This window comes from Sphingomonas sp. ABOLG, from assembly GCF_003950435.1.
Classification (GTDB): Bacteria; Pseudomonadota; Alphaproteobacteria; order Sphingomonadales; family Sphingomonadaceae; genus Sphingomonas; species Sphingomonas panaciterrae.
In genome coordinates this window covers 30,568-52,789 of the sequence record NZ_QQWW01000002.1, presented here as the reverse complement: position 1 = coordinate 52,789, position 22,222 = coordinate 30,568, and the positions used below count along the sequence as shown (strand labels likewise).

The following is a 22,222-nucleotide window of genomic DNA, read 5'->3' as shown; positions in this document are numbered from 1 at the left end:
AATGACGGACGAGGTGCTGAGGGGCTATCGCAAGAGCATCGACAATATCGACGCGGCGCTCGTCTGCCTGCTCGCCGAGCGGTTCAAGGTGACGCAAGCGGTGGGTCGTCACAAGGCGGAGGCAGGGCTGCCCCCGGCCGATCCGGGCCGCGAGGAAGCGCAGATCGCACGACTCCGCGCACTGGCGGAGGAGGCCGAGCTGGACCCCGAGTTCAGCGAGAAGTTCCTGCGCTTCATCATCGACGAGGTGATCCGCCACCACGAGCGACTGCGCGGCTGAGCCTCTGGGCGCAGCCGATCAGCTGCACCATGGGCGGCGGCGTCCTTCCCACGGCCGCGCCAGCCCCTCGGCGATCAGCGTGTCGCCCAGCGACTGGCCATCGCGGGTGACGATCGCCAGGCGGCGGCCGTAACGATCGGTCGGGCGATCGGCGTCAGCCAGCGTGACGGGGCCGGTGTTGAGCAGTTCCTGCAATCGTCGTGTTGCCTGCTCGCCGACCGCCGCCTCCTCGGCACAGCGCGGCGGGTGCGTTTCGGGCGTGTCGATATCGGCAAGGCGCACCTTTTCGCCGCCGATCCAGATGGTGTCCCCATCCACGACGCAATGCTCGCCGCCGCCGCGATGGCAGAGCGAAAAGTGGCGAATCGCTGATGTGTTAGCGGTGGCCGGCGTGCCGGGCTCGGGAACGAACCAGACGCCGGTGGCAAGGCCAGTGGCGATCGCGAGGACAAGTGCGGCCGCAAACGGAAGCTTCCGCCGTCGGCGCGGCGCGGGCCAGAAGGAAATCGGCTTGGCGGCGCGGCGCGTGGTGCGATGGAAGGAACGATCGTGGCGCATACGGGCGCTCGTGCCCGCCGATGGTAAGCGATCGATCAATCATCATCGTTAATGCGGGCGATCGGCGCCGCGGGATGATGACCGCGGCGCCGCGCCCGGGGCGTTACTTGCCGGTGAACTTTGCCGGACGCTTTTCGAGGAAGCTTGCCATGCCCTCGCGGAAATCCTGACTCTGGAACAGCGGCAGCAGCTGCAGATATACGTGCTGCACATGGGTATCGAAGGTTTCCTCCATCCCCATGCGCATCAGTCGCTTGGCGCCCTGCACCGCCATCGGCGCGTTGGCGGCGATCTCCAGCGCCAGCTCGCGCGCGCGCGTGGCGACCTGATCGGCCGGCACGACTTCGTTGACGAGCCGCTCCTTGAGGCAATCCTCCGCCGACAGCGTGCGGCCGGTAAAGACGATCTCAGCCGCCTTGGCCCAGCCGATCATGCGCGGCAGGAACCAGGTGCCGCCCGATTCGGGGAGGACACCGCGCTTCACGAACGCCGCGGCGAGCTTTGCCTCCGACGCCATGACGCGGATGTCGCAGCCGAGCGCCAGGTCCATACCATAGCCGGCGGCCGAGCCGTTGAGCGCGGCGATCACCGGCTTGTCGAGCGCGTGGAGCACGGTCGGCGGCGTGTTGCGGAGGTCGATCGTCGCGCCGAAGGTGGCCGACGATGAACCGATCCCCTCCCCCTTCGATGCCGCGTTGAGATCGAGCCCAGCGCAGAAGGCGCGCCCCGTGCCGGTCAGCACGATCACCCGCACGTCGCGATCCTCGCCCGCCTTCACCAGCAAGCGGGTGAGTTCGTCCAGCATCGGGCCGGAGATGGTGTTCATCCGGTCCGGCCGGTTCAGCGTCAGCGTGGCGACGCCTTCGGACACTTCGTAGGTTACGTCTTCGCTCATTCTTCCTCTCCCCTCACGCGGACCGCGGCAGGCGCGCGACCGTCGCTTCATATTCCGCCATAGTCTCGTCGAAGATCTGTGCGACCGGCTTCACCTCACGGATGCGGCCGGCGACCTGCCCGGTAAGCGCGATGCCCGCCTCGAGATCGCCGCCGAAATAGACTGCCTGGGTGTCGGCGAATTCGCCGAAGATGTTGGGCGTGCCTTCCTTCTCGATCCGGGTCGTCCGGTCGGTGCGCAGCGCGCGAAGTGCGGGGCCCGGGCCGGTGCGGTTGAGGAACACGGTGTCGGTGGAATCCGCCTCGACGATCGCCGTCTTCCAATTTTCGTGCACCGGGCTTTCGGCGGAGGAGAGGATGCGCGTGCCCATCAGTACGCCCTCGGCGCCCAGCGCGAACGCGGCGGCCATGGTGCGGCCGTCCATGATTCCGCCCGCGGCAACGACCGGCACGTCGACGGCCTCCACCACTTGCGGCACCAGCACCATGGTGGAGACGTCCTTCGGGTTCTTGAACCCACCGCCCTCGCCGCCCTCGACGATCAGGCCGTCGACGCCGGCCTCGACGGCGCGGAGCGCACCGGCCAGGTTGGGCACGACGTGGAACACGGTGAGGCCCGCCGCCTTCAGCATGGCCGTATATTTCATCGGGTCACCCGCCGAGGTGGTGACGAAGCGGATGCCCTGATCGATCACGAACTGGATGATGCCCGGATCGCGCACGAAGGCCTGGGCGACGTTCACGCCGAACGGCTTGTCGGTCAGCTGCCGCATCTTGAGGATCTCGTCGCGCACAGCATCGAGCTCACCCGACGACGTCTCGATGATCCCCATGCCGCCGGCGTTCGACACGGCCGACGACAGGTGTGACCGCGCGATCCAGCCCATCGCCGCCTGGATGATCGGCTTCTCGATCCCGAGCATCTCGGTGACGCGCGTCTTCAGCGCCATTTCCCTCTCCCGCTTACAACGATTCGAAGATCGGGTTCGCACGAGCGGCGCCTTGGCGCCAGCCCCTTTCAAATAGTGAGTGCGAGAAGCGCGAATGTCGCCAACCAGTGCGTGCCCATGTAATCGTCGGCAAGGTGCGGCAGGCTGGCGGCAAGATGATCGTCCGCCGCGGCGCGCGCCACCGGCGCGATGGGATGAGCCGGCAGCGCGGCGGCGATCGAGCGCCAGCACCACGCGCGGCTGAGATTGAGCCCGTCGAGATGCGCGATCTTCCCGTCGCTGCGATCCGAAACCATGGCCGGCGTGAACAGGCTCTGCGGGCGACCGGCGACGGCATCCGGCAGGAAGACATCGAACCAGCCGGCGAAGCCGTCACCCAGCACGCGGCTCATCAGCAATGCCTCGCAAAGGGCCGAGGACAGGAACTCGTCCCCGCCCGGCTCCCATGCCTGGCAGCCGCGATCCTCGCCGAACCAGTCGCGGGCGCGCATGTCGATCAGCGTCACCAGCGCGGGATCATGGTCGAGCGCCCAATCGCGCGCGAGCGTCAGCGCGAAGGCGGTGTTGAAATGGGTACCGACGCGGATCGGGTAAGTGAGCTTGGGCAGATGCTGGTGGAAGCGCTCCGCAAAGGCGCGCGCCAGCGGCTCCAGCCCTCCGCCCCAGGCCGCGTCATGCCGCACCGCTTCGCCGTGCAGCGCCAGCGCCCAGGCCCAGCCGTACGGCCGCTCGAAACCGGCGGCGTACGGCCGCGTGAGCACCGCCAGTTCGCCGGCCACCTTGTCGGGCACCAGCATCTCCTCCGCGCGGCGGCGGATCTCCAGCGCCTCGGGCAGATCGGGGAACAGCCGTGCGATGGTCAGCAGCTGCCACCAGCCGTGGACACAGCTGTGCCAATCGAAACTGCCGTGGAAGATCGGGTGGATTTCATGCGGCTCGCGCAGGTCCTCCGGCCCGGTCAGCACCTGATCGAGCTTGAAGGGATAACGCTGCCCGACATGGCCCAGCGTGAGCCGGGCGAAGCCGGCGGCGACATCGGGCGTCAGGGTCATGCAACGATCCACCACAACAAAAGCACATTGAACACGAGCAGCGGCAGCGCCGTCGGCACCTGCGCACGGATCACGCCGTTGCGATCCTTCAACTCAAGCAGCGCGGCGGGGACGAGATTGAAGTTCGCCGCCATCGGCGTCATCAACGTGCCGCAGAAGCCCGCGAGCATGCCGACCGCCGCAACCGGTGCGGGATCGGCGCCATAGGCCTGGATCAGGAGCGGGATGCCGACCGCCGCGGCCATCACCGGGAAGGCGGCAAAGGCATTGCCCATCACCATCGTGAACAGCGCCATGCCGAGCCCGAAGGCGAGCACCGCGCCAAGCACGCTCCCGGTGGGTATGGCGACGCCGATGAGCCGGCCGACCACCTCGCCGACACCCGCCAGCGCAAACACAGCGCCGAGGCTCGCGAGCATCTGCGGCAGCACCGCGGCCCAGCCGATATCGTCCATCAAAGCACGGCCAGCGCGGAACGGCTCGCCGGGCGCCGGCCGGAGCCAGGCGTAGCAAAGTGCGAGCGCCAGCAGCACGCCCGCCGCCAGCGCCACCAAGGTCGCCTGCCGGCCGTCGAACACTGCGGGGAATTGCTTGAACACGAAGGTACCGATCAGCGCCGTCGCCGGGATCACCAATGCGGGCACGAACACCATCGCGCCGCGCGCTGCTGGCTCGCCCGTCGGCACGCGCCCCTTCATCCGCCCGCTCGCGGCGATCGCCACCAGCGCCAGAACGAGCACGCCATTGCCAATGTCGCCCAGCCAGTCGCCGACGAGGAAGCTCGTCGCCACCAGCGCGTAGAAGCCGGTATTGGCCCAGCGCCGCTCGCGGAACGAGAGGATCGCGAAGGCGAGGAACGTCAGCCCCGCAACGAGATAGACGAAGTTCAGCCCGATCATGCGCGCCGCGCCCTGCGATCAAGCAGCCACAACCGCGTGCCGTGGATGGCGAAGGCGGCAACCGCGGTGGGGATCGCCCAGACGGACATGTGCAGCGGCTCGACGAAGATGCCGTAGCCTTCCAGCACACCCTTCATCAACAGGATCGATCCGATCGCGATGAAGATGTCCTCGCCGAAGAACAGCCCGATATTGTCGGTGGCGGCGGCCATCGCCTTCACCTTTTCGGGATCATGCGCCTCGCCCGCCGCGGCCTCCGCCATCGGCGCGATCAGCGGGCGGACGGTCTGCGCGGGCCCCGCGACGGAGGTCAGGCCAAGCGCGGCAGTGATCTGGCGGAAGGCGAGATAGGCCATCAGCAGCCGCCCGGTCGTCAGCCCCTTCAGCCCGCCAACCAGCGAGCGAGCGCGTGCCTGCAAGCCGTTGCGTTCCAGCAGGCCGATGACGGGAAGCACGATATAGATGGCAGTGACGTAGCGCGTGTCGTTGAACGCCTTGCCGAACGCGGCAAGGATGGCGAGCGGATCGATCCCCGCGGCGAGCCCCGTGACGAGCGCGGAGGCAGCGATCACCAGCATCGGGTTGAAGCGCAGGAGGAAGCCGAGCGCGATGATCGCGAGGCCGGCCAGGACGAGCATCAGGCCACGCCCCGCGCGTCACTCCGCCGCCGCCCGGGGCGCCGCCATGTCATGGAAACCATCCGCCGATCTGTGCGGCAGCCGCGAGGTTGGGACAAGCCCACAAGCAAAAGTTACAACAGGTCCTTGACGGCTAACTAGATCGACGCGGATTAAGGACGCAACCTGACCCGTCCCGGACTTTATCCGCTCTGCGGTTGACTTGGCCCCGATCACAACTTCAGTTGGCGACAACAGGGGGAAGATCGATGGAAGCTGACGAGAAGAAGTGCCCACAGTGTGCTGAAACGATAAAATCTGAGGCAAAGATCTGCCGATTTTGCGGCCACTCATTTGAGAACATCGCGTCGTCTGAGCAAGGCGATTCATCGCTGCCGGACAAGAAGCCGGGACAGGGAAAGGGCTGCCTGATCGCATTAGGAACGCTTGTGGCACTTGGGATCTTCGGATCACTTTTAAGCTCAGGCTCGGACCCCACTCCATCGGCAAACATGGTAGCAAGCGAAAACGTGGGTGAAGCCACCAGTAAATTATCGAAGGCCAACTCGGATGATAACCAAGGAGCAACCGCTTCAGAAGCGTCGGAAACTCGTTCAAACGTAGGGCTATTCGGCCCGAGGGCGAACGCGGCGAGAAGCGCGCAGCAATATTTGAACATGACTGGCTTCTCACGTGAGGGACTGATCGAGCAGCTCTCATCCGGCGCGGGAGACGGCTACAGTATCGCGGATGCCACTGCAGCGGTCGACAGCCTGACGGTGGATTGGAACGAGCAGGCAGTACGCTCAGCTAAACAGTATTTGGATATGACCGGATTCTCGTGCAGCGGGCTCGTCGAACAATTATCGTCTGACGCTGGCTCCAAGTATACCAAGGCACAAGCACGCTATGGTGCCGAGCAGGCGGGAGCCTGCTGAGATCGGACAAGCAGCCAGCTGCTCACCGGCAACCGGTCGCGATCTAGGCGGGACCTCAGGAGCTAGAGTCAAACCACACGCCGCAGCGCCGCAATTCGGGACTGGTTCGCCTCGCGCGTGATCGCTGCGTCGGGGGCGCCGTCGAAGCCGTGGATGGCGCCGGGCCAGATGTGGAATTCGGTCGGCACGCCAGCGGCGAGGAGGCGCTGGGCGTAGGCGATGTTCTCGTCGCGGAAGAGATCGAGGCTGCCAATCGCGATATAGGTGGGCGGCAGGCCGGTGAGGTCCTCCGCGCGCGCCGCGGCGGCATAGGGTGAGACGCCCTCCCCGCCCGGCGCTTGGCCAAGCATCGCCTCCCAGCCAAAGCGGTTGCTCTCTCGGTTTCAGATGAACTCGCCGGTCAGCGGATCGCCTTCAGCGACCCCGGTACGGTCGTCGATCATTGGGTACAGGAGATGCTGGAAGGCGAGACGATAGGCGCCGCGGTCGCGGGCGAGCAGCGCGAGCGCGGCGGCGAGCCCGCCGCCAGCGCTTTCGCCCATCACGCCGATCCGCGCCGGGTCGATCCCGAGCCGCTCTGCATTGGCGAAGGTCCAGGCGAGGCCGGCGTAGCAATCCTCGATCGGTCCGGGGAACGGCGTCTCCGGCGCGAGGCGATAGTCGACCGAGACGATGACGCAACCGAGCGCGGCGACCATCGGGCGCAGCCGCGCGGCGCTGCCCTCCGGCGTGCCGAGCACGAAGCCGCCGCCGTGCATGTGGCAGATGCCGCCGGCGTCCTGCACCGGCTCGGCCGGGCGGAAGATGACGAGGCCGAGATCCGGAGCGCCGGCCGGGCCGGGCACGCTGATCCGCTCCATCACCACGCCGTCATCGTCGGCGGGCGGCGGCGGGGCGGGCCAGCTGCGCGCCTGCTCCAGCACCTCCGCCGACATGGTCACGGCCGGCCACAGGTCGAGCAGCGGCAGCAGTTCGGGATCGACCAGATGCCGCGTGCTCATGGCGCCGTCTCCTGAAGCAGCCGCGCCCTTATGCGGGCTGCAGCAGGCCTTCCTTGGCGATCTTGTCACGCCAGACGAGCGGGGCGAGCTGGTGGACGTTGTTACCCTCGCTGTCGACCGCGACGGTGACGGGGAAGTCCTCGACCTCGAACTCGTAGATCGCTTCCATCCCGAGATCCTCGAAGCCCACGACCTTGGATCCCTTGATCGCGCGGGCGACGAGGTACGCCGCGCCGCCGACCGCCATCAGATAGGCGCTCTTGGCGTCCTTGATCGCATCGGTCGCCGCCGGCCCGCGCTCGGCCTTGCCGACCATCGCGAGCAGGCCCTGGTCGAGCATCATGCGGGTGAACTTGTCCATCCGCGTCGCGGTGGTGGGGCCGGCCGGGCCGACCACTTCCTCGCCGACCGGATCGACCGGGCCGACGTAATAGATCACGCGGCCCTTGAACTCGACCGGCAGCTCCTCGCCGGCGTCGAGCATGTCCTTGATCCGCTTGTGCGCGGCGTCACGCCCGGTCAGCATCTTGCCGTTCAGCAGCAGGCGATCGCCCTGCTTCCACGAGCGGACCATCTCCGGCGTCAGCGTGTCGAGGTCGACCCGGATAGCGGCCTTGTCCGGCGTCCAGTTGACCTTCGGCCATTCGTCGAGTTTCGGCGTCTCGAGATACGCCGGGCCGCTGCCGTCGAGCGTGAAATGCGCGTGGCGGGTGGCGGCGCAGTTGGGGATCATCGCCACCGGCTTGCCCGCGGCGTGGCACGGCGCGTCGAGGATCTTGACGTCGAGGATGGTCGACAGGCCGCCCAGGCCCTGTGCACCGATGCCGAGCGCGTTGACCTTGTCGAAGATCTCGATGCGCAGCGCCTCAATATCGTTCTTCGGGCCCCGCGCCTTCAGCGGGCCCATATCGATCGGCTCCATCAGCGCCTTCTTGGCGAGGAGCACGCAATGCTCCGCCGTGCCGCCGATGCCGATGCCGAGCATGCCGGGCGGGCACCAGCCGGCGCCCATCTGCGGCAGCATTTCGAGCACCCAGTCGACGATCGAATCGCTGGGGTTCATCATCTTGAACTTGGACTTGTTCTCACTACCGCCGCCCTTGGCCGCGACGTCGACCGAGACCTTGCTGCCCGGCACCATCTCGACATGGAGGACGCAGGGCGTGTTGTCCCTGGTGTTGCGGCGGGTGAAGGCGGGATCGGCGAGAACCGAGGCGCGCAGCTTGTTCTCCGGGTGGAGATACGCGCGCCGGACGCCTTCATCGACGATTTCCTGCATCGAGCGCGTCGTATCGTCGATGCGGCAGTCCATGCCCCATTTGACGAATACGTTGACGATGCCGGTGTCCTGGCAGATCGGCCGGTGGCCTTCCGCGCACATGCGGCTGTTCGTCAGGATCTGCGCGATCGCGTCCTTCGCGGCAGGGCCCTGCTCCGCCTCATAGGCGTCGCCCAAGGCGCGGATGTAATCCATCGGGTGATAGTAACTGATGAACTGGAGCGCATCGGCAACGCTCTCGATCAGGTCTGCGGCGCGGATCGTCGTGGTCATGAGGCGGTGCACTATGGCGCGCCGGCGGCGAGTGCAACGGGGGCGTCGCTGTGCCCCGTAGCCATAAACGTTTTGCCAATCCTCTCCCCCTACCGTCGGCGGGATGGGATTCGTACGCCGTACACCGCGCCCGCTCGCGCCGGAGCAGCCCCGCCTCGCTGAGGCGCTGGGGCTTGTCGCCACCGGCCATGACGCGATCAACGAGGCGACCGAAAAACGGCTCAATGACGTCGCCGCCTTGTGGCCCGTCGTTGCCGCGGTGCTGCTGCTGGGTACGGCCGGGCTGGCGCTGGCGCTTGGCCTGAGCGGCACGCCCACTGCGCGCACCGTGGGGCTGCTGCCGCTGCTCGCGGTCCTGCCGCTGATGATCTGGGGATTGCTTGCCCTCCCCGCCGCCCGGGCGCTGCCGCCGCATCGCCGCGTGACGATCCTGACGACTCTGGTCGCTTTACTGTCCGCGGCGCTGTCGCTGCAGCTTGCGGTGATACAGCATCTGCCCGGCGGATCGCTTCAGGTCACCGCCTTCGTGACCTGCTTCGGCGCGATCATCATGGCGGCGATTGTGCTTCATTCTGTGCGCGTCGCCTCGCTCGCCCTGGCGCTCACGCTGGCGATGCTGGTGCCGGTGAACGCGGGACTGGGCGCAGCGTCGGCCGCCGCGATCGTGCTCGCCACCTTGTTGCTGGCCGGCGTGTTGCGCATGGCGCGGCGCGATCATCGGGCGCTGGGCACGCGCGAGCAGGAGGAGCGTGACCGAGTCCTCGCGGTCCGGCTGATCGCGGAATATGAAAGCCACAGTACGGGCTGGTTCTGGCAGACCGACCGTTATGGCTGCCTGGTTCACCTCAGCGGCAAGCTGGTCAACGAGTTGCAGACGCTTGGCTTCATGCCGCTGGGCCAGCGGCTGGTGGAGGTTTTCCGCGTCGATTCGACCATGGCGGATACCGAGCGGACGCTGACCTTTCACCTGTCGGCGCGCACCAGCTTCTCCGATTATTCGGTGCGCCCCGCGTTCGAGGCGGGCGGCGACCGGTGGTGGTCAATCTCCGGCCGGCCGCTGCTGGACGATCTTGGCCGATTTCATGGCTTCATCGGCTTCGGCTCCGACCTCACCGAAAAGCGTCGTGCCGATGCGGAGATCACGCGCCTCGCGCTGTTCGACAGCCTGACCGGCCTCGCCAATCGCCAGCGGATGCGCCTGTCGCTCGATCAGACGCTGGCACCGGTCACGGGCGCACGCAGCACCAACGCGCTGCTGCTGCTCGATCTCGACCGGTTCAAGGCGGTCAACGACACGCTCGGCCACCAGATGGGCGACGAACTGCTGAAACAGGTCGCCCATCGGCTGCAGCAGAGCGTCGGGGACGCGGGCCTCGTCGGGCGCCTCGGCGGCGACGAGTTTCAGGTCGTCCTGCCGCGCGAGGGCAATCGCGAACGTCTGGGGACGCTGGCACAGCAGATCATCGCCGCCTTGTCGCAGCCTTATTTCCTGGGCGGCTCGTCCGTGTCGATCGGCTGTTCGATCGGCATCGCGATCGCACCCGAACATGGCAATGACAGCGAGACGCTGATCCGCAATGCCGACCTCGCGCTCTACGCCGCCAAGGCGGACGGCCGCGGCGTTTCACGCTTCTTCCGCGAGGAGATGCTGGCCGGCGCGCAGAACCGCAAGCGGCTGGAGGACGACCTTCGCCAGGCGCTCGCCAACGACGAATTCCACCTTGTCTATCAGCCCGTCGTTTCGACCAGCAGCGAGCGCGTGGTCGGCTATGAAGCGCTGCTGCGTTGGGTGCATCCGATCCGCGGCGCGGTCAGCCCGGCCGACTTCATCCCGATCGCGGAGGAATGCGGGATGATTGAGGCGATCGGCGAGTGGGTCCTGCGCACCGCCTGCGCGGAAGCGGCGCAATGGCCCGACCCGGTCCGCATCGCCGTCAACGTCTCGGCGATCCAGTTCGCCAATCCCGCGCTGCCGGCGATCGTCACCAGCGCGATTGCCTCCGCCGGTCTCGCCGCCAGCCGACTGGAGCTGGAAATCACCGAAAGCGTCTTCCTGACCGACGATTCCTCCTCCAGCCACATGTTCCGGGCGCTGAAGGGGATCGGGGTTCGCCTGGCGCTCGACGATTTCGGCACCGGCTATTCCTCGCTCGGCTATCTGAAGAAGGCGCCATTCGACAAGATCAAGATCGACCAGAGCTTCGTGCGCGGTGCGATCCAGGCCGGTAATCGCAACGCGGCGATCATCCGCGCGATCGTGACGCTGGCAGAGACGCTGGGGATGGAAACCACCGCCGAGGGCGTCGAGCAGCAGGACGAGATCGCGCTGATCCGAGACCTTGGCTGCAGCCACATCCAGGGCTTCGTCTATGGCCGCCCCGGCCGCGCCGCTGAGATGCTGGCGCTGTTCCGCGAACAGGACGGCGCGGCGCTTGCGGTTGGCCATCGCGTCAGCCGCGCCGCGCGGTCTACCGTGCTGCGATCGGCGCGGCTCGAGGTCGGCGGCGACACCGGGGAGGTGCGGATCCGCAACCTGTCGGCGACCGGGGTGATGATCGACGGCGTCGACTTTCCGGAAGAGGCGGTCGGCGCCGAGGTGCGGATCGAGCTGGTCGAGGAGGAGATGTTCCCCGCCGTGATCCGCTGGGTCGACGAGGGCCGCGCCGGGCTGGAATTCGCCCGCCATTTCGACATGGAGCGCCTGTCGCCGGCGCAGCCGCGCACGCTGCGCAAGGCAGGCTGAGCGCCGCAGTTCTGCGCTGCTCGGGAGCGCGAGCGGCGCGTTAGACCCGCCCCGGCCGCATGTCCGGCGCCGCGCCACAAGCCCGGGAAAATTTTTCCCTCGCGACCTTCAGCCTTGCAATTCGCGAACCCCGCGGAAGTCCACGCGTCGCCGCATGGCGAGGCGACGGAGCGGCACTCAAATGGCCGCTTCGAGACCACCTTCCCCCTTGCCTCTTCGCGCGCTCTGCCACAATCTGTGGGGGTAGACTGCTACGGCGGGCGCTAGTGCTGGTAGAACAGATAGCGGCCGCTCTGCCGCTGAAGGGAACGGACATGCGGGCGAGGCACCCACATTGATCCCTTTTTGTTCTTAGTGAAGCGCGTTCGGGTGTAGCATGATGGCTCGCCTCCGATTCGGACGAGCTCAACTGGGGGAACGGCCGCGATGGATTTTAGAGACGCGAACGAGGCGAACATGGCAACCGACACCTTAGTAGCAAGTGCCGAGGGCACGGGCGCAGCGGAAGCGAGCGCGACCAAGGGTGCGTTGCGCAAGCCGTACCCGATCGAGGTCGATCATTCGCGCGATGCGCTGTTGACCGATTTCGGCAAGGACACGCTGCAGGATCGCTACCTGTTGCCGGGCGAATCCTATCAGGATCTCTTCGTGCGCGTCGCGAGCGCCTACGCCGATGATGCCGCGCATGCGCAGCGCATCTACGATTACATCAGCCGCCTGTGGTTCATGCCGGCGACGCCCGTGCTGTCGAACGGCGGCACCGGGCGCGGGCTGCCGATCAGCTGCTACCTCAATTCCGTGCCCGACAGCCTGAACGGCATCGTCGACACCTGGAACGAGAATGTCTGGCTCGCGTCGCGCGGCGGCGGCATCGGCACCTATTGGGGCAATGTGCGCGGCATCGGTGAGCCGGTCGGCCTCAACGGCAAGACCAGCGGCATCATCCCCTTCGTGCGCGTGATGGACAGCCTGACGCTGGCGATCAGCCAGGGTTCACTGCGCCGCGGCTCGGCCGCCTGCTATCTCGACGTGTCGCACCCGGAGATCGAGGAGTTCCTCGAGATCCGCAAGCCGTCGGGCGATTTCAACCGCAAGGCGCTGAACCTGCACCACGGCGTGCTGATCCCCGACGCGTTCATGGAAGCGGTGCGCGACGGCGGCGAATGGGAGCTGAAGTCCCCCAAGGATGGCACCGTCCGCGGCAAGGTCGATGCGCGCAGCCTGTTCCAGAAGCTGGTCGAGACTCGCTTGGCGACCGGCGAGCCGTACATCGTGTTCGCCGATCACGTGAACAAGAACATGCCCAAGCATCACCGCGACCTGGGCCTGAAGGTCTCCACCTCGAACCTGTGCAGCGAGATCACGCTGCCGACGGGCCGCGACCATCTCGGCAATGATCGCACCGCGGTCTGCTGCCTCTCCTCACTCAACCTGGAGACGTGGGACCAGTGGAAGGACGACAAGCAGTTCATCGAGGACGTGATGCGCTTCCTCGACAATGTGCTGCAGGATTATATCGACCGGCATGAGCCGGGCATGGAGCGTGCGGCTTACTCCGCGGCGCGTGAGCGCTCGGTCGGCCTTGGCGTCATGGGCTTCCACTCCTTCCTCCAGGCACGCGGCCTGCCGATGGAAGGCGCGATGGCGAAGAGCTGGAACCTGCGCATCTTCAAGCACATCAATGCGCAGGTGAACCAGGCATCGATGACGCTGGCGGCCGAGCGTGGCCCCTGCCCCGATGCGGCCGACATGGGCGTGATGGAGCGGTTCAGCTGCAAGATGGCGATCGCGCCGACCGCGTCGATCTCGATCATCTGCGGTGGCACGTCCGCCTGCATCGAGCCGATCCCGGCCAACATCTACACCCACAAGACGCTGTCCGGCAGCTTCGCGGTGAAGAACCCGTATCTGGAGAAGCTGCTCAACGAGAAGAGCAAGAACGCGGACAGCGTCTGGAACTCGATCCTCGAGCATGGCGGCAGCGTGCAGCACCTCGACTTCCTCAGCCAGGAAGAGAAGGATTGCTTCAAGACCAGCTTCGAGATCGACCAGCGCTGGCTGCTGGAACTGGCGGGCGATCGTTCGCCCTATATCGACCAGGCCCAGTCGCTAAACCTGTTCATCCCGGCGGACGTCGAGAAGTGGGATCTGCTGATGCTTCACTTCCGCGCGTGGGAACTGGGCATCAAGTCGCTCTATTATCTGCGCTCCAAGAGCGTGCAGCGCGCCGGCTTTGCTGGCGGCGTGGAGGCCGACAACACGATCGAGAAGCCCAAGTTCGATCTGGGCGAAACGACCGATTATGACGAGTGCCTCGCCTGTCAGTAAGGCGCTGCTCAAAAGCACGACCATGAACGGGGGCAGCCGGGCGACATGCTTTGGCTGCCCCTTCGCTATTGGCAAACGGAGACTAACCGGGACCGCACGCTGCGTACTTTCCCGAAGATAGACATTGCCCTGTGCGGGACCGAAGCAGTCACCGTCCCCTCCCGCGGCGCATCATCGCGCACTGTCGGCAAGTGCGGGACGGAGAACGGCAATGTGCACCGGACTGAGCTTCACCACCAAGGATCATTATTTCGGGCGCAACCTCGATTACGAAATGTCGTATGGCGAAGCCGTCACTTTCACGCCGCGCAACTTCCCGATCGCGCTTCGCAAGCTGCCACCGATCGAGGCGCATCACGCAATCATCGGCATGGCCACCGTCGCGAACAACTACCCGCTCTATTACGACGGCACCAACGAGAAGGGCCTCAGCATGGCCGGACTCGCGTTCAGCGGGAACGCCGCCTATCTGCCCGCGGCCGCCGGCAAGACGAACGTCACCTCGTTTGAATTCGTCCTCTGGGTGCTGGCCCAATTCGAAACGGTGGCCGAGGTTGAGGCCGCGCTTCCATCGGTAAACCTGTTCGATGAGGCGTTCAGCGAGGGGATGCCCACCTCCCCCCTGCACTGGATCATCGCCGATCGGGACCGCTCCATCACCGTCGAGCCGCTGCGTGACGGGCTCAAGGTCTATGACAATCCCGTCGGCGTGCTGACCAACAACCCCACCTTCGACATGCAATTGTTCAACCTGAACAATTACATGCACCTGTCGCGTTATCCGCCGACCAACAATTTCTCCAGCGCGATCACCTTCGACATCTACAGCCGCGGCATGGGTGCGCTTGGGCTGCCGGGTGACCTGTCCTCCCCCTCCCGCTTCGTGAAGGCGACCTTCACCAAGATGAACTCGGTCTGCGGAGACTCGGAATCAGAATCCATTAGCCAATTCTTCCAGATTCTGGGATCAGTCGCGCAACAACGCGGGTGTGCCAATGTCGGCGACGAAAAATATGAGATCACGATCTATTCATCATGCTGCAACACCGCCACAGGCATCTATTATTACACTACCTACGAGAACAGCCAGATTACGGCCGTCGACATGCACAAGGAGAATCTGGATGGCCATGACCTTGCGGTCTACCCGCTGGTCAAGGGTCAGCAGATAAGGATGCAGAACTAGCGGCGCGCAGCAGGAGGAACCGGCTGGTGACCGCAAGCAGCGCGATGCTGGAGCAGCAGGCCGTCCACGAATTGCTGTTCTTCATGGATCTGGTGGGCACGTTCGTGTTTGCGATCAGTGGCGCGATGCTGGGGGTACATCGGCGGCTGGACGTGTTCGGCGTCCTGGTGCTGTCATTCGCAGCGTCCAGTGCCGGCGGGATCATGCGCGACGTTCTGATCGGTGCGGTGCCGCCGACTGCGATCAGCGACTGGCGCTATCTGGCGACATCGGTCGCCGCGGGACTGGCGATCTTCTTCTGGTATTCGCCCTGGGCGCGGCTGCACACCGCCATCCAGCTGTTCGACGCCGCTGGCCTTGCCCTGTTCTCGGTCGCCGGCGCGGAAAAGGCGCTGACCTACGGACTGGACCCGCTGATGGCCGCGCTGCTCGGCATGGTCACGGGGATCGGCGGCGGGATGGCGCGCGACATCCTCGTCACCCGCACGCCAAGCGTGTTGCAGGCGGATATCTACGCGGTGGCCGCGCTCCTCGGCGCCGGGCTGGCGGTCACCGGCAGCTGGCTGCGCCTGCCGCTCGTCCCCACCGCCATCCTGTCCGCCCTCGCCTGCTTCGCGCTGCGCGTTGCGGCGATCCATTTCGGGTGGCGGCTGCCCGTTGCGCTGACCTCGCGCGATCCAAGAGACGACGCCGCCACTTGATACCTCGTTCAGCCCCGCCGCTGGCGCTGCCGCGGATGGCCCTCAGCAACGAAGCCGTTGGATCGCCGCGCCACCCAGGGATAGCGGGCCGCCATCGTGCGGGTATAGCCTAGGTTGAACACCGTGGCGCTTTTCAGCGGGCGTTCGCGGCGGGTGTAGAGCGTGCCGAACAGTCGATCCCAGGCAAAGTTGGTGATGCCGAAATTGCCGTCCTCGTCATGGAAATGATGTTCCATGTGGCGCACCTTCATCCGCGCCAGCCATCCCGCGCGCGGCTTGTACGACAGGTGCTGGATGCAGTGGAAAAACTCATAGAAGCACGTCGCCAGCAGCCCGGTGGCAAAACCGGCCGCCGCCCCGCCCACCCCGCCGATCAGATAGCCCGGCAGCGCCGACACCAGCAGCAGCGTCGGCAACGTGGTGTAGAGCGCGCCGAACAGCACCTCCAGATGGTTGGGATCCTGGTGATGGTCGTAGTGGATCCGCTTCCACGTGGCCGCCAGCCACGGCACCTTGAACATCCAGTGGCAGTGCAGCACCCAGCGGTGCAGGCAATACCATATCAATGGATAGGCCAGGACGATCAGCGCGATCGTGGCGATCGTCGGCAGCACCGGCGCCGGCTGCATGACGAACACGCCAATGGAAAGCGCGGTCAGCGCGAGGTAGCAGAGGATGGCGTAATGCTGGAAATAGGCGACCACCAGCTCGCGCAACGTCATCCGGTCGAGATGATGCGACCGGTGCCAAAAGCCCTTTGATACAATGTCCACGATACCCCCGACCTCTTGTTCGGGCGACGGGCTAGCGCCGCGGACCTGCGCGATCATTGACGGGGATCAACGCTGCATCAGCGAGCGGCTGATCAGCTGGCGGGCAAGCGGCAGGCGTGCGCCTGCCCGCAGCACCGCATGGCGTGCCACCCCGGCCAGTGGTCGATCATCGGTGTAGAGGCGCACCAGCAGATTGGTGCCGGTGTAAAGCGGGCGGGTGGCGAGCCGATGCGCCGCCTCGTAGCGGCGCAGCAGCAGCGCAGAGGCGATGTCGCGCCCCGCGCTCACCGCCTCGCGGATCAGCCGGGCCAGGGTCGCTTGCCCCTGCAATCCCAGGTTGAAGCCATGCGCCGTCACCGGATGCATCCCCACCGCGGCATCGCCGATCAGCGCCGCGCGCGTCGCGGCAAAGTGCTGGGCAAAAGTGGTGGCAAGTGGATAGACGTGCGGATCCTCCACCACCGTGCACCGCCCCAGCCGACCGGCCGACCGCATCGTCAGCTCCGCCCCCAGGGCCGCGCGATCAAGGCTGGCGATCCGCTCGATCTCCCCCGCCGGCAGCGTCAGCACGATGGACGAGGTGCGTCCCGGCAGCGGCAGCAGCGCGATGGTCTGCCCATGATCGAACCATTCGGTCGCCACGCCGCCATGGTCGCGGTCATGCGCCACGCGGCACACCATCATCGATCGGCCGAGCCGGTTGATCGACGCGGTAATGCCAAGCTGCTCGCGCACCTTCGAGAAGCGCGAATCCGCCGCCACCAGCAGGCGGCTGCGCAACTCACGCCCGTCGGCCAGTGTCACCCTTGCGGCCGCCGGCCCGGTGCGCACACGATCCACCGCAACGCCGGCGACCAGTTCCAGCCCCGCCGGTCCATCGCCGGCCTCGAACGCGGTTCGATAAAGCGCCCGGCGCAATTGATGATTGGGCACCAGCTGCCCCAGCCAGTCCTGCGCACCGCCAGCCGGATCGAACGAGAGCGCGAACGGTGAACGGCCGTTCAGCACGCGTGCCGCGCGCAGGGGCGCGATTATCGCGGGGTCGAGATGCTGACACGCACCCATCTCCTGCAGCAGGCGCACGGAGCGATGGGTCAACGCGATCTCGCGCCCGTCGCTTGGTGGGTTGGCGAGCACGTCCGCGGGCTGGCGCTCCACCACGGCGATCCGCAGGCCGGTTCCGCGCAACGAACAGGCCAGCGCCAATCCCGCCGGCCCGCCGCCGATCACCACGACATCATGATCCATCAGACATGCCCCACCATCATCATCATTCTGATGGCGGCATCGCACGGCATGGCGGCCGGGCGGTTTGACCCCGGTCAATGCCGCGTGCGGACCGTACGCTAGCCTTGCGGCACAAAGGGAGTTTGCCCGTGACGAGGCATGATCGTTCTGCCGGCCTCGTGCTGGCGTTTTCGCGTGGCTGGCAGGTGGTGCAGGAAGTCGACCTGATGCGCCTCGTCGCCTTTCACACCGGCGTCGCCGCGCTGTGCGACGCACTGGAGCAATGCGCCGACGCCCTGCCCGGATTGCCGGATCCGGCAACGTGCGCGCGGCTGTGCAGCGGACTGGAGATGGTGATCGCAACTGGTGACGATGATCGCTGCCCGGTCGCCCCGTTCCTGCGCCCGTCCGGCACTGACCCGCTCGGCACGGCACTATCCCGGCTGATCGAGACGCGGCGCGTTGCCAACACCGTTTACGCGCAGGAACTGCTCGCCGCGCTTCGGCCCGATGACGAAACGCCTACGCCTGATGCGGCGACGCTCGGCTATATGCTGCGCTGTTTCTTCACTGGCTGCCGCGCATCGATCGAGCTCGAACAGCTGGCGATCCTCGCGGCCGCGCACCAGCGGCTCACCGCAGAGGGGCGCGCATTGCTGGTCGAGGCACTTGGCCGGCGGGCCGCCGCCGGCTAGCCCGCCGCCGCTGCCCTCAGGCCGCCTGTGCGCGCAGTTCCAGCGCGTTCTGATCGGCGATGGTGATCCCCCGCCCGCCGGGCAGCGAGATGACGCCGGCGCTTTTCAGCTTCGTCATCTGCCGGCTGACGGTCTCGATCGTCAGCCCCAGCACGTCAGCGATCTGACCGCGCGTCAGCGGCAGGTCAAAGGTCAATGGCCCGTCGGGCGTCGCGCGGCATCCGGTGCTGCCCGCGCGTGACGCCATGTCGAGCAGGAAGCCGGCGATCTTCTCCTCCGCCGATTTGCGCGCCAGCGTCAGCATCCGGCCGCGCGCCTCGTTCAGCGCGCGCAGCGTGCGTTGCAGCAGCACGTGCTCCATGCGCGCATGATCCTCCAGCACCCGCTCGAACGCCTGGCGGGGGAAGACGCACAATTCGGCATCGGTCAGTGCGGTGATCGTGAAATCGGCGTGATCGGTAAAGGGCGTGCCGACGAAGTCGGAGGCATAAAGCAGACCGACGATCTGCTCGCGCCCGTCGGCGGTCGACGCCACCAGCTTCAGCACGCCGGACAGCAGATTGGCGCAGATCACGCTTTCATCGCCCGCCCACATGACGGTGGCGCCGCGCGGCACCCGGCGGCGCTGCCCGATCGAATTGAGCGCGACGAGTTCCTGATCGTCTAGGCTGCCGCACAGCGCCTGGTCGCGCACGGCGCAATCCGCACAAATATCCTTGGCCAGCATGGCTGCCATATAGGTCGGCGGCGCAGGTCTGTCGCCCCCGCCTTGTCATGCAAAACGGGGCGACGCACGCGCGTCACCCCGTGCTGCGTCGATCACCGGCGCGCCGGCGCCTCGTCGTCATCCTCGATCGGCAGATGGAATTCGTGCCAGATGCCGTTGAGGATGCCGAACAGGACGGCGAGGCCAAGGCCGAGAACCCAGGTGAAATACCACATCGTATCAGCCTCCTGTTAGTAGAAGTCAGGGTTGGTGCGGACTTCCTCCGTCGTCACCCGGCCGAACATCACCTTGTATGCCCAGGCAGTGTAGGCGAGCACGATCGGCAGGAAGACCACGGTAACGAACAGCATGATCCCCAGCGTCCGGTGCGTGGACGATGCGTTCCACACCGTCAGGCTGGAATGCGCGTCGATGCTGGACGGCAGGATGAACGGGAACATCGAACAGCCAACGGTGGCGATGATCCCGACCGCGGCGGAGGATGAGCCGGCAAAGGCCAGCACCTCGGCGCCGCGGCGAATGCCGACAAACGCCAGCACCGCACCGACGAAGCCCATCAGCGGCGCCGCCACCATCCAGGGATAAAGCGCAAAGTTGGTGAGCCAGCCGCCCGCGACCTGTTCGGCGGTGGTGCGCAGCGGGTTGGACGGGCCGGCCGGATCGACGACGCTGGTGATGCGATACCCGACGTCGCCATAAGCGACGAAGGCATAGCCGACCGCGAACAGCGCGATCGTCGCGATCCCCGCGACGCGGCTGACGGCGCGTGCGCGATCGTGCACTGGCCCACGCTCCACCTTGATCGCCAGCCATGCCGCGCCGTGCAGCACCAGCATCGCGACCGACAACAGGCCGCACAGCAGCGTGAAGGGCGTGAACAGGTCAAGGAAACTGCCCTCGTAGAAGGAGCGCAGGTCGCTATCGATGCGGAAAGGCGCGCCCTGCAGCACGTTGCCGACCGCCACACCGAACACCAGTGCCGGGACGAAGCCGCCGACGAACAATGCCCAGTCCCACCGCGTGCGCCACGCCGGGTCCGGCCGCTTGGAGCGATATTTGAACCCCACCGGCCGCAGGATCAGCGCCGATAGCACCACGAACATCGCCAGGTAGAAGCCGGAGAAGCTGACGGCATAGACGTGCGGCCAGGCCGCGAAGATCGCACCGCCACCCAGGATGAACCACACCTGGTTACCCTCCCAGGTCGGGCCCACGCTGTTGATCACCATACGCCGCTCGGCGTCGGTCTTTGCGACCCAGGGCAGCAGCGATGCCACCCCCAGGTCGTACCCATCGGTGAGGGCGAAGCCGATGAGCAGCACGCCCATCAGCGCCCACCAGATGACGCGTAGCGTCTCATAGTCGAACATGGTTCGATCCTTTCGTTCAGGCGGTAATGGGCTCGGCGGGAATCGGTCCCGGCGCCGGCTGATCAGGCTCGCGCGCATCCGGCCCGTGCTTGATCGCGGCGAGGATCAGGCGAACCTCGATCACCGCCAAGCCGCCATACAGCGCGGTGAAGCCAGCGATCGTCGTCCACAGGGCACCACGGCTCAGCGTGCTGTGCGCCAGGAACGTCGGCAGGACCCCTTCGATCGCCCATGGCTGGCGGCCCAGTTCGGCGACGATCCAGCCCATCTCGGCCGCGATCCACGGCAGCGGGATGGCCGCAACGGCCAGCTTCAGGAACCAGCGGCTCTGCAGATGCAACCGTAGTGAGCACAGGACGAATGCCGCACCGAACAGCGCGATCATCGCAAAGCCGATCAGCGCCATCACGCGGAACGTCCAGAACATCAGGCCGACGTCAGGCACCGTGTCCCACGCCGCCGCCTCGATCTGCGCCGGGGTCGCCAGGCGCGGGTCGTCCAGATGCCGCTTCAGCAGCAGGGCATAGCCAAGGTCGCGCTTGTGCGTCTCGAACCGGGCGCGCTGCTCGGCATTGGTGGGATCGGTCTTCAACCGTTCGACCGCATCATACGCGATGATGCCCGACGCGATCCGCTCCTGCGCCTTCAGCACCAGTTCCGACATGCCGGCAACGGTGCCATCCAGGCTGCGCGTCGCGATCAGGCCCAGCAGCCACGGGATCTCGACCTTGTAGCGCGTCTCGCGGGCGACGGAATCGGGATAGCCGATCAGCGTCAGGCCACTGGTGCCAGGCTCGGTGTGCCAGACCGCCTCGATCGCGGCGAGCTTCATCTTCTGGTTGTCGGTCAGCGCGTAGCCGCTCTCGTCACCCAGCACAACGACCGACAGCGAGGAGGCAAGGCCGAACGCCGCGGCGACCGTCATCGACCGACGCGCCACGGGGATGAAGCGGCCTTTCAGCAGGTAATAGGCCGATACGCCCAGCACGAGTGCGGAGGCGATGACGTAGCCGGCGCTGACGGTGTGGACGAACTTGGCCTGCGCAATCGGATTGAACAGCACCGCGCCAAAGTCGCTCACCTCCATCCGCATGGTTTCGGGATTGAAGGTCGCGCCGACCGGGTTCTGCATCCAGCCGTTGGCAATCAGGATCCACAAGGCGGACAGGTTGGTGCCCAGCGCCACCAGGAAGGTGACGATGAGGTGGCCCAGTTTCGACAGCCGGTCCCAGCCGAAGAACATGATGCCGACCATGGTCGCCTCGAGGAAGAAGGCCATCAGCCCCTCGATCGCGAGCGGCGCACCGAAGATGTCGCCGACATAATGCGAGAAATACGACCAGTTGGTGCCGAACTGGAACTCCATGGTGAGCCCGGTCGCGACACCCAGCGCGAAATTGATGCCGAAGATCTTGCCCCAGAACCGAGTCGCGACCCGCCACACCGGGCGGTTCGTCATCACATAGATCGACTCCATGATGACGAGCATGAACGACAGGCCGAGCGTCAACGGTACGAACAGGAAGTGATACAGCGCGGTCAGCGCGAATTGCAGCCGCGACAGGTCTGTGACCCCGAGGTCCATTGAAATGTCTCCCCCGTGGGGCCGCACGTCGGCCCCTGGATGGCCGCGCGGTAGGCCCGGGCCGCACGCGCAACATTGACCGTGGTCAAAGACCCGGCGCTGTTTCGCAGCGACCTCCCGTGCATGACTGCGATCCCATCGACAAA

General features: G+C 66.2%; 20 protein-coding genes and 1 pseudogene. 7 read left to right on the top strand and 14 right to left on the bottom strand.

Annotated elements, in window-relative coordinates:
* Window position 1: 1 nt before the first annotated feature.
* Window positions 2–280, top strand: coding sequence for a chorismate mutase (locus tag CA236_RS02270; RefSeq protein ID WP_046407539.1), 279 nt, complete (start codon window positions 2–4; stop codon window positions 278–280).
* Between the two features lie 18 nt (window positions 281–298).
* Here the strand turns inward: CA236_RS02270 and CA236_RS02265 are convergent, their stop codons facing one another.
* The 6 genes from CA236_RS02265 to CA236_RS02240 all read right to left on the bottom strand — a co-directional run bounded on the left by CA236_RS02265 (window position 299) and on the right by CA236_RS02240 (window position 5,271).
* Window positions 299–838: a thermonuclease family protein gene (locus CA236_RS02265; RefSeq protein ID WP_125944392.1), complete on the bottom strand. Its 540-nt coding sequence runs from the start codon at window positions 836–838 to the stop codon at window positions 299–301.
* A gap of 103 nt (window positions 839–941) precedes the next feature.
* Complete coding sequence (locus tag CA236_RS02260) at window positions 942–1,733, bottom strand: enoyl-CoA hydratase-related protein (RefSeq protein WP_125944391.1); 792 nt, start codon at window positions 1,731–1,733, stop codon at window positions 942–944.
* Window positions 1,734–1,746: 13 nt separating this feature from the next.
* Entirely contained in the window at window positions 1,747–2,682 is a 936-nt protein-coding gene (locus tag CA236_RS02255; RefSeq protein WP_125944390.1) for a nitronate monooxygenase, read from the bottom strand.
* 68 nt (window positions 2,683–2,750) lie between these two features.
* Window positions 2,751–3,734, bottom strand: coding sequence for a DUF2891 domain-containing protein (locus CA236_RS02250; RefSeq protein WP_125944389.1), 984 nt, complete (start codon window positions 3,732–3,734; stop codon window positions 2,751–2,753).
* On the bottom strand, window positions 3,731–4,633 hold the full coding sequence (locus CA236_RS02245; protein WP_125944388.1) for a DUF979 domain-containing protein: 903 nt from the start codon (window positions 4,631–4,633) through the stop codon (window positions 3,731–3,733). Before CA236_RS02245 ends, CA236_RS02250 begins: the two co-directional genes overlap by 4 nt.
* A complete protein-coding gene (locus CA236_RS02240; RefSeq protein ID WP_125944387.1) occupies window positions 4,630–5,271 on the bottom strand; it encodes a DUF969 domain-containing protein in 642 nt (213 codons plus the stop codon). The genes CA236_RS02245 and CA236_RS02240 overlap by 4 nt, the downstream gene beginning before the upstream one ends.
* A 248-nt stretch (window positions 5,272–5,519) precedes the next feature.
* Here CA236_RS02240 and CA236_RS02235 point away from each other — a divergent pair, with 248 nt between their 5' ends.
* A complete protein-coding gene (locus tag CA236_RS02235; protein WP_125944386.1) occupies window positions 5,520–6,188 on the top strand; it encodes an Ltp family lipoprotein in 669 nt (222 codons plus the stop codon).
* Between the two features lie 68 nt (window positions 6,189–6,256).
* On the opposite strand, the pseudogene CA236_RS02230 reads toward CA236_RS02235, so the two are convergent.
* Window positions 6,257–7,048, bottom strand: a pseudogene (locus tag CA236_RS02230) (alpha/beta hydrolase).
* Window positions 7,049–7,217: 169 nt separating this feature from the next.
* Window positions 7,218–8,741, bottom strand: a complete 1,524-nt coding sequence (locus CA236_RS02225; RefSeq protein WP_125944385.1) for a fumarate hydratase — start codon at window positions 8,739–8,741, stop codon at window positions 7,218–7,220.
* A 103-nt stretch (window positions 8,742–8,844) separates the two neighbouring features.
* Between CA236_RS02225 and CA236_RS02220 the strand changes: the two genes are divergently transcribed.
* The 4 genes from CA236_RS02220 (at window position 8,845) to CA236_RS02205 (ending at window position 15,699) form a co-directional block, all read left to right on the top strand.
* Window positions 8,845–11,484 (top strand): EAL domain-containing protein, encoded by a 2,640-nt coding sequence (locus CA236_RS02220; protein WP_125944384.1) that lies wholly within the window; start codon window positions 8,845–8,847, stop codon window positions 11,482–11,484.
* A 426-nt stretch (window positions 11,485–11,910) separates the two neighbouring features.
* A complete protein-coding gene (locus tag CA236_RS02215) occupies window positions 11,911–13,812 on the top strand; it encodes a ribonucleoside-diphosphate reductase subunit alpha (RefSeq protein ID WP_046407528.1) in 1,902 nt (633 codons plus the stop codon).
* Window positions 13,813–14,023: 211 nt separating this feature from the next.
* Complete coding sequence (gene bsh, locus CA236_RS02210) at window positions 14,024–14,998, top strand: choloylglycine hydrolase (protein WP_125944383.1); 975 nt, start codon at window positions 14,024–14,026, stop codon at window positions 14,996–14,998.
* Window positions 14,999–15,024: 26 nt separating this feature from the next.
* On the top strand, window positions 15,025–15,699 hold the full coding sequence (locus CA236_RS02205; protein WP_241212485.1) for a trimeric intracellular cation channel family protein: 675 nt from the start codon (window positions 15,025–15,027) through the stop codon (window positions 15,697–15,699).
* 8 nt (window positions 15,700–15,707) lie between these two features.
* Here CA236_RS02205 and CA236_RS02200 read toward each other — a convergent pair whose 3' ends face one another.
* Together CA236_RS02200 and ubiM are read right to left on the bottom strand one after the other, a co-directional pair.
* Window positions 15,708–16,421 (bottom strand): sterol desaturase family protein, encoded by a 714-nt coding sequence (locus CA236_RS02200; RefSeq protein ID WP_241212507.1) that lies wholly within the window; start codon window positions 16,419–16,421, stop codon window positions 15,708–15,710.
* Between the two features lie 117 nt (window positions 16,422–16,538).
* Window positions 16,539–17,720 (bottom strand): 5-demethoxyubiquinol-8 5-hydroxylase UbiM, encoded by a 1,182-nt coding sequence (gene ubiM, locus CA236_RS02195; protein WP_164518831.1) that lies wholly within the window; start codon window positions 17,718–17,720, stop codon window positions 16,539–16,541.
* A gap of 128 nt (window positions 17,721–17,848) precedes the next feature.
* On the opposite strand from ubiM, the gene CA236_RS02190 reads away from it, so the two are divergent.
* Complete coding sequence (locus CA236_RS02190; RefSeq protein WP_125944381.1) at window positions 17,849–18,394, top strand: hypothetical protein; 546 nt, start codon at window positions 17,849–17,851, stop codon at window positions 18,392–18,394.
* 16 nt (window positions 18,395–18,410) lie between these two features.
* Here the strand turns inward: CA236_RS02190 and CA236_RS02185 are convergent, their stop codons facing one another.
* The 4 genes from CA236_RS02185 to CA236_RS02170 form a co-directional block, all read right to left on the bottom strand.
* Window positions 18,411–19,130, bottom strand: coding sequence for a Crp/Fnr family transcriptional regulator (locus CA236_RS02185; protein WP_346962756.1), 720 nt, complete (start codon window positions 19,128–19,130; stop codon window positions 18,411–18,413).
* 83 nt (window positions 19,131–19,213) lie between these two features.
* Window positions 19,214–19,336 carry a cytochrome bd-I oxidase subunit CydX gene (gene cydX / locus CA236_RS02180; protein ID WP_082102901.1) on the bottom strand — a complete coding sequence of 41 codons (123 nt, stop codon included), beginning with the start codon at window positions 19,334–19,336 and terminating at the stop codon, window positions 19,214–19,216.
* A 15-nt stretch (window positions 19,337–19,351) separates the two neighbouring features.
* On the bottom strand, window positions 19,352–20,491 hold the full coding sequence (gene cydB, locus CA236_RS02175) for a cytochrome d ubiquinol oxidase subunit II (protein WP_125944380.1): 1,140 nt from the start codon (window positions 20,489–20,491) through the stop codon (window positions 19,352–19,354).
* A 16-nt stretch (window positions 20,492–20,507) separates the two neighbouring features.
* The gene (locus CA236_RS02170; RefSeq protein WP_125944379.1) at window positions 20,508–22,076 is read right to left on the bottom strand and encodes a cytochrome ubiquinol oxidase subunit I; all 1,569 of its coding nucleotides are present in this window, start codon (window positions 22,074–22,076) and stop codon (window positions 20,508–20,510) included.
* Window positions 22,077–22,222: the final 146 nt, after the last annotated feature.